This window comes from Wolbachia endosymbiont (group A) of Cydia splendana (assembly GCF_947179475.1).
Lineage (GTDB): Bacteria > Pseudomonadota > Alphaproteobacteria > Rickettsiales > Anaplasmataceae > Wolbachia > Wolbachia pipientis.
Genome location: NZ_CAMXBP010000001.1, coordinates 903,390 through 916,570, shown reverse-complemented (window position 1 = coordinate 916,570; position 13,181 = coordinate 903,390). Strand labels below are relative to the sequence as shown.

General features: G+C 34.5%; 10 protein-coding genes and 1 tRNA gene. 1 reads left to right on the top strand and 10 read right to left on the bottom strand.

From position 1 onward, the window contains the following. Positions 1–7: 7 nt before the first annotated feature. From rpsR to gltX, 4 genes are all read right to left on the bottom strand, one after another. Complete coding sequence (rpsR, locus tag OM961_RS04550; RefSeq protein WP_007548890.1) at positions 8–283, bottom strand: 30S ribosomal protein S18; 276 nt, start codon at positions 281–283, stop codon at positions 8–10. After that, entirely contained in the window at positions 283–1,056 is a 774-nt protein-coding gene (locus OM961_RS04545; protein WP_010082465.1) for a 30S ribosomal protein S6, read from the bottom strand. Before OM961_RS04545 ends, rpsR begins: the two co-directional genes overlap by 1 nt. Positions 1,057–1,089: 33 nt before the next feature. Further along, a complete protein-coding gene (gene dnaE / locus OM961_RS04540) occupies positions 1,090–4,434 on the bottom strand; it encodes a DNA polymerase III subunit alpha (protein ID WP_264339600.1) in 3,345 nt (1,114 codons plus the stop codon). Positions 4,435–5,116: 682 nt separating this feature from the next. Beyond that, a complete protein-coding gene (gene gltX / locus OM961_RS04535) occupies positions 5,117–6,439 on the bottom strand; it encodes a glutamate--tRNA ligase (RefSeq protein WP_264339494.1) in 1,323 nt (440 codons plus the stop codon). A gap of 214 nt (positions 6,440–6,653) precedes the next feature. Here gltX and ligA point away from each other — a divergent pair, with 214 nt between their 5' ends. After that, positions 6,654–8,642, top strand: coding sequence for an NAD-dependent DNA ligase LigA (ligA, locus tag OM961_RS04530; protein ID WP_264339493.1), 1,989 nt, complete (start codon positions 6,654–6,656; stop codon positions 8,640–8,642). 38 nt (positions 8,643–8,680) lie between these two features. Here the strand turns inward: ligA and dapA are convergent, their stop codons facing one another. The 6 genes from dapA to OM961_RS04500 form a co-directional block, all read right to left on the bottom strand. Then, complete coding sequence (gene dapA / locus OM961_RS04525) at positions 8,681–9,562, bottom strand: 4-hydroxy-tetrahydrodipicolinate synthase (RefSeq protein ID WP_264339492.1); 882 nt, start codon at positions 9,560–9,562, stop codon at positions 8,681–8,683. 9 nt (positions 9,563–9,571) lie between these two features. Next, entirely contained in the window at positions 9,572–10,054 is a 483-nt protein-coding gene (gene ssb, locus OM961_RS04520) for a single-stranded DNA-binding protein (RefSeq protein WP_155969077.1), read from the bottom strand. A gap of 67 nt (positions 10,055–10,121) precedes the next feature. Next, positions 10,122–10,195 (bottom strand) — tRNA-Arg (locus OM961_RS04515). A gap of 13 nt (positions 10,196–10,208) precedes the next feature. Next, entirely contained in the window at positions 10,209–11,024 is an 816-nt protein-coding gene (locus OM961_RS04510; protein WP_264339599.1) for a hypothetical protein, read from the bottom strand. Between the two features lie 4 nt (positions 11,025–11,028). Then, on the bottom strand, positions 11,029–11,637 hold the full coding sequence (locus OM961_RS04505) for a hypothetical protein (RefSeq protein ID WP_264339491.1): 609 nt from the start codon (positions 11,635–11,637) through the stop codon (positions 11,029–11,031). A 4-nt stretch (positions 11,638–11,641) separates the two neighbouring features. After that, the gene (locus tag OM961_RS04500; RefSeq protein ID WP_015589193.1) at positions 11,642–13,081 is read right to left on the bottom strand and encodes a hypothetical protein; all 1,440 of its coding nucleotides are present in this window, start codon (positions 13,079–13,081) and stop codon (positions 11,642–11,644) included. Positions 13,082–13,181 lie beyond the last annotated feature (100 nt).

Genomic DNA, 13,181 nt, shown 5'->3' with positions numbered 1-13,181 from the left:
AAATTACCTAAACTTTTTTAGTACAGTAAGGAATAAGAGCTAAAAAACGTGCCCTTATGATCGCTAAGCGTAACTTCCTTTGTTTTTTTGCACATACGCCTGTTAATCTTCTAGGTAATATCCTACCATAGTCAGAGGTAAACTTGGATAATAAATCTATATTCTTATAATCTATGTCTTCATCTTTAGACGCAGCAAGAGGGCAAACTTTAGAACGCCTAAAGCCAGTCCTATTATTTACAGATACGTAAGAATTATTAAAACTATTTCGTCTTTTCATCATTATGCGCTTTGCTCCTCAATTTGTTTATTCATCATATGAGATTTACCTTCAAAAATTTTATCAACCTGCACAGGAAAGTGGCGAATAACGTTCTCATTAAGTTTCATTCTACGCATAAATTCATCCAGAATGCTTGCAGTAGAACTTATGCACATTATACAATAATGACCGCTCTTCATTTTATTTTTGTGATATGCAAAATCCAAAAGACCCCAATGTTCATACTTGATTAATCCTGATGCTTCAATGTTTTTCAAAAGCATTTCCAACGCTTTGCTCGATTGAGTTGGACCGTTTATTCTAAAATCTTTCAAAATATCTTGAAAAATCTTTATTAGATGTTCTGAAATATTTCTCTTCAAAGCATTTACTGCGTTATGGATAAACGCACTTTTAGTACTGCCTCCTAGAAATTTTGTAAAATCTTGCGTTATTCCTAAATCTTTTAGGTCATCTTTCAACTCTTTATCGATTTTTGACTTCACTTCTTTCAAATTTGAAAGATCTTCTTCTAATTCAACCCATAAAATTTTTGTAAGATCTTCCAAGAAATCAGAGTAAGCAACTAGACTTTCTTTAATGTCCTCAGCACGCACTTCTAACTCTTGTTTTGTAAGCTTGTCATTTCCTTTTTTCAGAATATCCCTGATTTGCTGGAACATAATATCTGCTTTAATATTTTTCAATGAAACAGCTAGCTCTTGGACCATCTCCTCTACTTCTTGCTGTAACAATCCTTGTTGTGCTATAAAAGTAAATTCATAAAGATTCACTATATCTTCCTTTAATACCGATTAAATATTTCATTATATAAAGCTTTTTTGTATAAGCAAGTTATTTGTATTAATTTCTACGCCTTTAATCCAGCTTAAGTTAGATATTTCATAAATAACTTGAGGAGCAATTGAGTATGCACCTGGTAATAAGATGCTCACTTTGTGTTTTTCGAGAAGAAGTTTTAGCATTATTTTGGTTCTGCCTTCATCTTTCAATATTGCGTTTAATTCCATAGCGGCTTTTTGCGAATCCGTGCACTCAGTGGTGAGAACTAATTCTTTTATTGTAGAAGTGACTCTTTTTGTAAACTCAGATATATCTTTGCCTGCCAATCTTGTTGTATTTTCCGAAGCTTCAAGATCAATTATCACAAACGTTCCTGGTGAAAATAAATCTCTTTTTTCTTCTATTATTTCATTATTATAGAATGCTATTTCAGAAACGTTATGGGGATCAGAAAGTGTGAGTATAACAAACCTTCCACGCTCTGAGGTTCTCATACGTGCATTTAATATTACCCCAGCAGTTTTTGCTGTTCTATTTTCTCCGATAAACCCAATATTTAACTTTTCCAGAAGAATTCTAAATTTTTCAAGTGGATGATTAGTTAAATAAAATCCTAGTGAAAATAACTCATGCTCTAATTTTTTCTCTTCATCAAAATCTTCCACATTCTCAAGTTTCGGTTTGAGGACATCAAGACTACCAAACAAAGCAGCTTGACTTGATTCTCTATCCTGTTTGTTTTTGTTTGCAAAGTAAATCAGCATGTCCATTGACTCATATAGCTGCTTTCTGTTCTTATGCACGCTATCGAATGCTCCGGATTTAATCAGGCTTTCTAGCGCTCTCTTATTTATTATATGACCTGAATTTTGAATGAATTCCCATATGTCCTTACAAGCGCTTGAACGTACGTTCACTATTCCTTCCGCTATAGAAAAACCAACATTCCTCAAGGCAGCAATACCATAACGTATGCGTTCATCCTCTATTGAGAATTCAGCTTGAGACTTGTTTATATCAGGTGAAAGAACGGTAACGCCACTAAACTTTGCTGCATGATAAAATAAATTCAGTTTATCTCTATCATCAATATTCAGATTCATTAGTGCTGTAAAAAATTCTAATGGATAATTAGCTTTAAGGTAAGCCGTTTGATAAGATATAACCGCATATGCTGCAGCATGAGATTTATTGAACCCATAACCAGCAAATTTTGCAACAAGGTCAAAGATATAACTTGCCCTGTCATAATCAACGCCATTCTTCGTTGCCCCTTGGACGAAAAGTGTACGTTGTTTATCCATCTCTTCCTTGATTTTCTTACCCATGGCACGTCTTAGCAAATCTGCTTCTGCGAGACTATATCCAGAGAGAATACGCGCTATTTCCATCACCTGTTCTTGGTAGATTATTACCCCAAACGTTTCTTTTAATATTCCCTCAAGTAATGGATGAATATAATCTGGCTTCTCAAGTCCATGCTTTCTTGCAACATAAGTTGGAATGTTATCCATAGGTCCTGGACGATAAAGGGAGATTAAAGCGATGATGTCCTCAATGCAGTCCGGTTTTAGTTTAATTAAAGCTTCTCTCATTCCCGAACTTTCAAGCTGGAACACTCCAATTGAATCACCGCTTGAGAGCATCTCATAGGTTTTTTGGTCATCTAAAGGAACTGAAGAAATATCGATCTTTTGTCTATCACGATTAATTAAACGACACACATGATCTATTAGCGTTAGCGTACCAAGTCCAAGAAAATCAAATTTTATTAGCCCAGCTTTCTCCACATATTTCATGCTGTATTGAGTGATTGGCAAAGCTGAATTTGGATCATAATACACAGGAACAAAATTTTCCAACTTTTGATCACATATTACAATTCCAGCAGCATGGGTTGAAACGTGACGATATATTCCTTCAAGCTTAAGAGATATATCAAGAAGCTTTGCAATTACCTCATCACTATCCCGTTCTTTCTGCAGATTTTGATCAAACTCTATCGCTTGCGATAAAGTTACAGGATTTACTGGATTAAATGGAACCATTTTAGATATTTTATCCACTTGAGAGTAAGGCATTTGTAATACCCTCCCAACATCACGCAATACTGCCCTTGCCTGCAATTTTCCAAAAGTGATTATTTGAGCAACATAACCGTACTTTTTCTGAACATAATCAATAACCAGGTCCCTTTTCTCTTGGCAGAAATCGATATCAAAGTCAGGCATCGATATACGATCAGGATTCAAAAATCTTTCAAATATTAGGCCAAACTTTATTGGATCAAGGTCTGTAATCTGTAAGCCCCAAGCAACAATTGAGCCTGCACCAGAGCCTCTTCCTGGACCAACTGGAATGCCATTTGCTTTGCTCCAACGAATGAAATCAGAAACTATCAAAAAGTAGCCAGCGTAGTTCATCGAAGTTATCACACTCAGTTCGTAATTCAGCCGATCGTAGTATTGTTTAAGGTCTATGTCTGTCTCATTCGCAATACGGAATTCTAATCCTGCAACTGCCTGCTCCCTCAGTTCTTCATTCTCAGTTTTATTTTCTCGACAAGGAAATTTAGGCAAAATAGGCTGCCTGCTTCTTGGCATGTAAGAGCACCGCTTAGCTATCACTAAAGTGTTATGAATTGCTTCGGGAATGTCGCTGAACAGCTCCTCCATTTCTGCCACAGATTTGAAATAATGCTCAGTGGTTAGCTTTTTCCTGTTATTTTCGAGAGCATAACTACCCTCTGATATACACGTTAATATATCATAAGCTTCATAGTCAGATCTATTTGTAAAGAATACATCATTTGTTGCAACCAGTGGTATATTGCGCTGATAAGCAAAATCTATTAAAGTTTCTTCAAGCTCTAGCTCCTTGCTCAGCCCATGACGCTGCAATTCAACATATAAATGACCATTGAATGCTGAAAGCAGTTTTTCAACCGTTTCTTTATCTTGCCCCAACAATAGTTGAGCCAAACATCCACCGGTTAAAGCGATCAGACCCGTACTTAAATTCAATAGCTCATCAAAATCAACGTAAGGAATATCGCTGTTATTCTTGCGCTTTCTAAAAGACTCACTCACCAAAGTGACTAAATTAGTGTACCCTTGCTCATTTTTTGCAAGCAATAATATAGGTAAATTTTGTTCTGAATGTTTAACTATAATATTGCATCCTATTATTAGCTGTATTCCCCTACTTGCCGCATATTCTGCAAACTCAAGTGAACCAAATAAATTACCTGAATCAGTAATTGCAACCGCTGGCATTTTATTTCGCAAACAAAGGCCGATCAGCTCCTCAATTTTAACCGAGCTTTCAAGCAGCGAATAAACACTATGAACACGTAAGTGTATGAACATAAGAAACTTTAGATCAACAAAAAAGGATAACATTAATTTACTCATGAGAACATAATTTTCATGAGAACAAAAGCCTATAAAATTCTAAAATTAAAATACAAAAACTTACTTGACAAACTCCGCCAGCTCCCTTATCATAATAGTGAAGCTATTGTATTTGCTTTCGCCAATCTGCAGATTAAAAGGTAAGGATTACTTAATGTATCGGCGTCTTATGTTCAATTTTTTGCAGTATATAGATACTGTATGTCTTTACAAAACTTCATCTACATCTAGATTTTTATCTAAATAAGCTGAACGCGCTTATAAAGCGTTACAAGACATCAAAAAATGCCAATACTCGACAGAGATAGTAAAAGACTAGCTAACTTGGGGATTCTTTGTCTTTTTTTCTGCTTAGTAAATTTCTTAAACATTTGCAGCGTAAGTTAGTTGCAGTTAAAAGCGGCTGAATCTCGCTTGTCAAGCGTTTAAAACATAAAAAACGCCAATATTTTAAAGCGGATAATAACCACGGGGCTTCTTTTGCCTTTTTTTTCATTTGGTAAATTTCTTAATGTTTATGGCTAAACGACAACCGTCATCCCGCTGCTTGTTAGCGGGATCTCTTGTTAGCGGCTGAGATACCGCGAATGAATCGCGGTATGACGTAGGGATTGCATTAGCTATAATTCTTTAGTTTTCACTTTTCTTTTAACCTTGCAATGATATTTTCTTTGCCGATAAAAATTAATAGTTTAGCGAGCTCTGGTCCTGTTTCTGTTCCTGTTAAAGCTGAACGCAACTGCGTAAATAGGTTTTTTGCCTTTATATCCACTGTTTGTCGAATAGTTTTGACCCATTCTGACAACGTGTTTTCATTACAATCACCTTGGGGCAATGCATTGAACGCAATTTTTATAAGCTCCTTATCAAGAATCACAGGCTCTATATCGGATTTGCATATTTTCCACCACTTGGCCACCTCAGAAAACCTTTCTATATTGTTCTTTATAAAATACCAAAACTCTGAGGAGTCCACTCCAATTTGATTTAAACGTTCTTGTATAATTTCAAATGGCATTTGTTGCAGCACTTTGCTATTTAGCTTGTATACTTCACTCAAGCTGAATTGTACAGATGCTGAGCTAAATTTTTTAATATCAAATGAGTCAATCAAAGATTGCATACAGGCGCAAGCTTCAATTGGATTGGATGTTCCGAGCTTTACTAAATAACTAACTAGCGCCATCGGTTCAATTTCATCTTCTTTTATAGATTTGATATCTAGCACGCCGGCTCGCTTGGATATCTTGCTATCATCAAAATGTAGCAGAGAAAGGTGAGCAAATGTAGGGATTTTCGCTTTTAATGCTTTAATCATTTGGAGCTGAACTGCGGTATTAGTTACATGATCTTCCCCGCGTACAACATGGGTTACATTAAAGTCAACATCATCAATAACAGAAGGTAACATGTATGTGTAAATTCCATCTTCTCTTTTTACCACAGGGTCACTTATGCTACTGGTTGCAATATTTATTTCACCTTTAACTTCATCATTCCATTTAACAACTTCATTTCTATCCAACTTAAATCTAAAATGTGGTCTTCTTCCTTCTTGCTCATAACTAATTTTCTCTTGCTCAGTTAGAAGTAACGCGCTTCTGTCATATACAGGGGGAAGTCCTTGTTTTAACTGCAATTTTCGTTTAATGTCTAACTCTTCTCTTGTTTCATAGCATGCATAAATATGCCCTTCTTTTATTAACTGCAAAAACACCTCATTGTAACGCTCAAAGCGCTCTGATTGCTTGAAATTTGCATCCCAATTGATACCAATCCATTTCAAATCTTGTATGATATCATTTATATATTTGACATCTGAACGCTGAAGGTCAGTATCATCAAAACGGAGTAAAAATTTTCCATTTTGATTGCGTGTGTACATCCAACAAACCAAGGCAGTTCGTACGTTTCCTACGTGGAGGTAGCCAGTTGGGCTTGGAGCGAATCTTGTTAGCATTTAAATAGCAATATTGTTTACTCTAATTTATTTTAATTTTATATAAATATATGGCTAGAGCAAGCGAGATCTGCTAATACAATTGAGCAAGAGAAGAATAAGTATGGCTATAGCATTGTGGCACCTTTGATATTTGATGGATTAAGACCATATGATAAATTCAAGAAAATTCACAGCTTGACGACAAAGGCTAATGTAGCATTATATTGGTATCATGACTAACTTAGAAAAGATGAGAGAAAAACTGCAAGATCAAATAAATTATCATAATGTTTTGTATCACCAAAAAAATAAGCCAGAAATAAGTGATGCTGAATATGATGAACTGAAGAAAAAGTTAGCTGAAATAGAGCCAGAAATTTATGCAACACAAGATAGTGTTGGTGCTCCACCTGATGAGAGGTTTTCTAAGGTGGAACATCAAGAACCTATGCTTTCCCTTGAGAATGCTTATGATGAACAAGGTGTAGAGAAATTTTTGTCTAAAATAAAGAGGTTTTTAATTGAGGACAAAATAGAGATATTATGTGAACCAAAAATTGATGGGTTGTCGTTTTCTGCAATTTATGAGGATGGAAGATTTATTAAAGCTGCAACTCGAGGTGACGGTTTTGTAGGGGAAGATGTCACTCACAATGTTGCAACAATAAAAGGCTTTCCTAAGTTTTTGCAAGGTGTGCAAGGAAGACTAGAAGTAAGAGGTGAAATATACATCGGTAACAGCGACTTTTTAAAGTTAAATGAAAACGATGAATTTGCCAATCCTCGAAATGCAGCCGCTGGTTCTCTAAAGCAATTGGATGCAAACATTACAGCAAGCAGACCTCTTAGATATTTTGCTTATTCTTTGATTGGTGGAGCAGAGAAAAGTCAAAGTGAGGTACTAAATAAGCTTGAGGCACTTGGTTTTTGCGTAAATGAGCATCAGTCCTTAACGAGTAGTTTAGATGGAATGCTGAAGTTCTATAACGAGGTCTATAACTGTCGCTATAACTTGGATTATGATATTGATGGAATAGTCTATAAAGTAAATGATTTGGTACTACAAAATCGTCTAGGGAATACTCACAAAGCACCGCGCTCAGCACTTGCATACAAGTTTTCTGCGGTTTATGCAAAAACAAAGTTAAATAAAATATTTATACAGGTGGGCAGAACAGGGGTTTTAACTCCAGTTGCAGATTTAGTGCCAGTCAATGTTGGTGGGGTGCTAGTTAGTAGAGCAAGTCTGCATAACCAAGATGAGATAAAACGTAAAGACATAAGAGAGGGAGATATTGTAACAATCAAAAGGGCAGGGGATGTAATTCCCCAGATCGTTGAAGTAAGCAGAGATTCTCGTCTTCCAAATACACCTGAATTTGTGTTTCCTGAAGTATGCCCTGAATGTGGTAGTAAAGTACGTCAGGTTGAGGGAGAGGCTGCAGTAAGATGTCCTGAGGAATTTGCCTGTAAAGCTCAAATAATAGAAAAACTAAAGCATTTTGTATCGAAAGATGCATTTGACATTGTTGGCCTTGGTGATAAGCAGATAGAGTTTTTTTACGACCTTGGTCTGATAAAACAAATTCCCGATATTTTTACTTTAGAAGAAAGATTGGATGAATTTAATCTGGAAGAACAGTCTGGTTGGGGCAAGAAATCAATAGCTCATTTATTAAATGCTATACAAAGCAGAAGGGTAATAACTCTAGATAGGTTTATATTTTCTTTAGGTATTAGATTTATTGGCCAAGTTGCAGCAGAATTGCTTGCAGATTATTATGTTTCTTATGATAATTGGTATAATTCGATGATTGAACTGTCATCAGATAATACTGAGCTAGTAGGTATAGACGGCATAGGAAAAAAAGTAGCTGAATCTTTGGAATCATTTTTTTCTAAGGAACATAACATCAAAATGTTAAATGATCTTACTGCTTGTCTTCAAATTCTTTCTGTGAGCTCCAACTCTAGTGACTCTGTTTTAAATAATAAAATTATAGTGTTTACTGGTAAGCTACTTGCTATGAGTAGAGGAGAGGCAAAAGTAAGAGCCAAAACTCTAGGAGCAAAGGTCAGCTCACATCTTTCTGCTAAAACTGACTACCTAATTGCAGGAGAAAAACCAGGATCCAAATATAAAAAGGCAGTGGAATTAGGTGTAGAAATTTTAGATGAAGACCAGTGGCATAAAGTGATAAGTTTGGGAGTGTTCAAATGAAACTTGGATTGTATATTAAATCAAAGTTGCAAGACTATTTAGAGAGTAGCCAATTCTTTCCATCCAAGAATCATTTTATTGACTTGCCTCAATTTTTCAACAGAAGGCAAGTCTTCTGTGCTGAGTGGTAGGCGGACAGTTTGATGTTCTATGAGCCCAATATCATGCAAAAGTGCTTTAGTGGGTATTGGGTTGCTGGCAATAAATAACGCTTCGCAAGCCTGTTGCCAGATATCTGCCTGAGGGTTCCTGCCATTGAGGCACTTCTTAACGTATTCATGCGCTATGCGTGGCCAAACATTGGCAGCAACGGAAACCAGGCCAGCCGCACCATAAGCGGCCATATCAGATATCATATTATCATCTCCGCAAAAGACCTCAATATTTGGTGCAACTTTCTTATACTGAGTTAAAGTATCAACAGTGCCACTTGAATCTTTGATAGCCCAAAATTTTTCGTGACTAGATAAGTTGCGTACAGTTTCAGCGTGAAGACTCACTCCTGCTCTCGATGGAATATTGTAAAACATAGCCGGCATATGTGCTTTCTCAAGCAGCTTTTCAAACCATAAAGTCTGCCCCATAATTCCGGGCTTTGCATAAATGGGAGTTGTCATTAGATAGCCATGAATAGGCATACCCTTGCAAAAATCAAGCCATTCAAGAGTCTGATATAGATTCACTCCTGGTACGCCAATTATAATTTTTGTATTTAATTTTAGCTCACATACAAATTCAACTAACTCGCGTTTTTCAGAATCAGTAAGCGATAGGCTTTCACCGGTGCTACCCAGCAACACTACACCATTTTCAGCTTTAACTTGCATTGTCAGTAAACGCTGCAAACTGCTATAATCTATGCTATCCCCATTGCAATTAAAAGGAGTAATACAAGCAGTCCATAAAAATGTAGATTTCAATTTAAATTGTTAAAATGGTATTTCATCATCGAGTAGTTCATCTTTTATATCGTTGTCAAAACTTTCGTGTTTATCTTTTTGTCCTGTTTCACCTTGTTTGTATTCACTTGGCTTGTAATCAGGATTTGGCGCACTATTTCGTGAATCCAAGAGAGTAAGAGCGCTATTAAAATTATATAGAACCACCTCTGTTGTGTATCTTTCACCACCGTTTTGGTCAGTCCATTTTCTAGTTCTCAAAGAACCTTCAACATAAACTTTACTGCCTTTGCGTGCAAAATCTTTGACGATTTTTACTAATCCTTCACTAAAAATTACGATATTATGCCACTCTGTCTTTTCAGAGCGCATACCGGAAAGTTTGTCAGTCCAACTTTCAGACGTGGCTATTGAAAAACTTGCCATTTCTTTTCCATTTTGTGTAGTCCTAATTTCAGGATCTTTTCCTAAATTACCAACTAGTATGACTTTGTTTATGGTACCACCAGACATAATTATGCTCTAAATAAATCCTTTTATTATCTTATGTGAAAATACTATTGTCAAATTTAATTAAAAGTGCGCTTGGAGGGATTCGAACCCACGGCCTTTGCCTCCGGAGGGCAACGCTCTATCCAGCTGAGCTACAAGCGCATATATATTTAAGTTATTTAATAGATAAGCCATCCAAGTCAAATTTTTGTTTTGGATAAAGCGTAAACATAATACTCCCATATCCAAAATATACATTTTGAGAATCATTCGCATGCTTTTTTATTGCTTTTTGATCTACGGTCCATACAAAAGTTACATAATTTTCAGTGACTGAGTGCACTTTTAAATCCTTGGTATTTATAAACAGTTTTCCATTTACCCATATTTTCCATGTATCGGGAGAAAGATATAAAATTGAGTCTAAACTCACTACCTTACAGTTGAAATTATCTGATACCTCCTCTTTTGCAGCTCTTGAAGATCGTAAATTGAACTTTTCCATTTCATTGACCATTCTATTAACTGGCTCTTCATCAAAAAAAATGCTTTTTACGTTACTATATTGTGACAAAACGTCAAAGTCACTTTCCACTGCTTCTCTTATTATATCGTCCCGATCTGTATAGCTTAGTTTTTGATTGTTGATAAAGAAACACTCTTTTGCACGCAAATTTGCTATATCAATAAAATCGTCGATTTCTTGATTGCCAACTTTAAGAATACTTTCAAAATATCTTTTTTCTATCATCATTCCATACTGAGAATGATGACAAACCATTTCATCATTACCTTGTTTTTCTATATATACGCATAAATTTCCACTATTTAATCCTAATATTTTATGCTCAATAAAATCTTCATTGCCAATATATTGTCGGCAAGAATACTCCTTACAAATTTCTATGCTTTCTATGATATCTTCACAACTGCAATATGCATTAACATTGGAAATGAGTAGCGTAAAAATAAAAAACAGCTTTATGTTCATCACCTTATCTACTTAATATAGTATACCAATCAAAGACTATATTAGCTCTCACTATCTCTATCATATTACCATTCAAAATCTGATTCATAGTTGCAGCATCAATATTTCTCTGCTTATTTAAAATAAGAGATTTGATCATAACATAACCGGGCAGATTTGGAATAGACTGTAGAAATAAAAAAATATGCTTATCGCTGATTGAGCTTAAATTTAGGACCACTTCACTTTTTATTACTTTTGTGCGTTCACTTTTGTTGTGGAGCTCAACTTCTTCGGGTATAGAAATTGATATTTCAGGTTCTAATATATAGTGCTTTTTATATAACTTGCTAAGCTCGAAATTTAAATTTGCAATGTATCTGCTACTATGTAAATTTGAAGAAGAAATTTTTTTCCATAAATCTAGGTTTTTATTTAGAACAACTTCCTTTTTTTGAATTCCAGTAATCTGTAAATTAATAGAACGTATTTTATCAATCGCAATTTGGTTTTTATTATAAATCTTTTCGTTATAGATAACAACATATGTTAATAACCCTATTGATCCAACAGATAATAACAAATACGATATAAACTGAATTGTAGCTTTTCTTTTTAATTGAGAGATAGTCATTAATCTACATTGCCTCTCCTATTTCAACATCAATAGATAGATTTTGCTCTTTAGCAGCAGGTAAGCTAGAAATATTAATGTCATAGGTACGAAAATTATCGTTTAAATTTTTTCGTAGTTTCTCGTATTGATGAGAAATATTTTTACCGGATTGAAAATTAAACTTTAAAGTTGTGGTAATATAACTTTTTGCCTCATTATAATTCCATTCAAATGATCGAAGCTCTATACCTGGTATTTTTAACTTTTCTACATACTTAACTTGTGTAAGAGGAGAGTATTCTATTTTTGATAAAATATTATTGATATTAATAAAATCATAAATTTCATCTATTTTTTTTACATTATAGCTTTGGCTAAGTTTTGTTAATTGGTTATTTAAGGTGTTCTGCTTTGCTGATAAATTATCAGCGACATTGAAATTTGAATACAAATTTAGCAAACAAAGGGTGTTTGTTATAACTAAAACCAGGGCGAAGTATAGAAAAATTCGAGGAGAGTTTAAATAAAGGTAATTGAATAGATAAAATTCTTTAGTTTCCTTTGTATTAAAAATAGCTGCTAATTTATTCTTAAAGCTATGAAACAAAATTATGGTATCGCAAAAGTTATCTTTTTCACTTATAGCTAGTTCTGCTCCTAATAGTTTGCCTAACTCATATGGAGTTAATATGTTCACACTGTTCTCTGAAAAATTTATGACTGATAAACTAGCTTTGATATCTTCTGACACTATGATACAAAGGTCGATAGGGTTATTTTTTTCAAACCCAAACTTAGTTAAGGATCGAATAGTATCTTGCACTTCCTGATATATTCCACCAGCGATAATTCCTGGTAAATTATCATTAGTAAATGATGTTAAGCGCGTAAATACCATTTTATTCTCTTTAAGAACCACTTGTCTATAGCCTCCCGTTTTAGTTGCAGCAACTATAATTTTCCAATTATTAGGATCTTTATGTAGAATCTTTTTTGTTATATTACTTATTTCTATAGGAAACATTAATATTCCCTTAAAGTTGGAGCCTATCTCAATAAACACATTCAACCAATATTCTACTAAATGCTTTGCTTTTGATGAAACAAGAAGATAGCACCAGTTTTGATTGAATTTGTTTGGCTTCTCAACCAAAAAAACTGAACTTATGTCATTATTACGAGAAAAATGCTCCATCTTTGTTTTTGCTGATAGATAGGCACTAATCTTGTTTGCCCTTGTAATAAACTGTAGCGAGTAATTTTGATCTGCATGATTAAGCACCAGGTATAAAGGTGCTTTTTTATCTGACGAAAGACATGAAATTAAATCGGAAACTGCTTTATCGTTTTTGCCCTTAACAAAATACCTTTTATTTAAAGTATTATTTTTAAAATATAGTAACATTATGCCTTCTTCTCCAATAGAAAGCATAAACTTACTTTTGGATTTTGAACTAAACATATTAACAAAGCATATACTTATCTAGAATTAAAAAGGCAATTTATTGAAATTCATTAAACGTTAGAGGGAAATATTGTTATAAATTTTCGCAGCAACATTA